Consider the following 855-nt stretch of genomic DNA (forward strand, 5'->3'; position numbering starts at 1 on the left):
TTTCCCGCAGCAGGAGCGCCGTCCTTGATCTTGCGCTTGTCCTTCTGCTTGCCCTTGTTACGTTCGAGCCATGCAGCCATCAGGCTACCTGGTTCCTTGTCCTGACGCAGTTCGGTAACGGTTGCACCGCTTTCCTGATGAGCCACGAACTCGATCTGGTTGATTTCACGAGTTTCAGCCGTGGCTTCATATTTGTTGGTTGCATCGTTCTTGGCACTCTTGTTTTCGAGAATGTCAATGAGAGCAACCTTGATTGGCTGGCCCACGAGTTCCGGCAGATGCTCGACGGTCTTCGGCAGTTCCTTGCGTTCTTCAAAATCGTAGAGACGAACGACCTTTTCCTCGCTTTCGAGTTCATCGAACTCTTTTTCGACGGTCAGAAGCGCAATGCTGTTGAGAAGCTGGTAGCCCGGCAGCAAAATCTTTTCATCGGTGAGATTACCGTCTTTGTCCTTCTTGTAATAGAAGTTTTCGCCGTTCTTGTTCGAGATGTAAATCGTCTCGCGATATTCGCCCTTGTCGTCCTTCAGGACGAGGTTTGCAGCGATTGCACCGCTATCAGCAGCGGTCAGGTACACCATTTCGATATTGAAGTCGTACACGTCAGACGGACGACGCGAACCCGTGCTCAGGAGTTCTTCCTGTTCCTGTGAACCCTTGTCCACTTTCAGTTTCGAGAGAAGGCTCATTCTTCATTCCTTTTCATTTGCAAATGTGATTACCTCAATAATCACAAAAAATATTAGTACGCTATTATGCGTAGTAGTCGAACATGTGGTCTAAGAGCTTTTGTGCATCGTTATCGATGAATGTCTGCTCCTTAGTCCACATGCCCATGGGTGCCCGGATACGCTC

At 49.1% G+C, this 855-nt stretch carries 1 protein-coding gene; it reads right to left on the minus strand.

Going from position 1 to position 855, the window contains the following annotated elements; all coding sequences use genetic code 11:
* A partial coding sequence (locus RMT89_RS40415) for a hypothetical protein (protein ID WP_315888735.1) occupies nucleotides 1–689 on the minus strand: 689 nt, incomplete at its 3' end.
* Nucleotides 690–855 lie beyond the last annotated feature (166 nt).

The sequence above is a fragment of the Streptomyces sp. P17 genome, assembly GCF_032436805.1.
GTDB lineage: Bacteria > Actinomycetota > Actinomycetes > Streptomycetales > Streptomycetaceae > Streptomyces.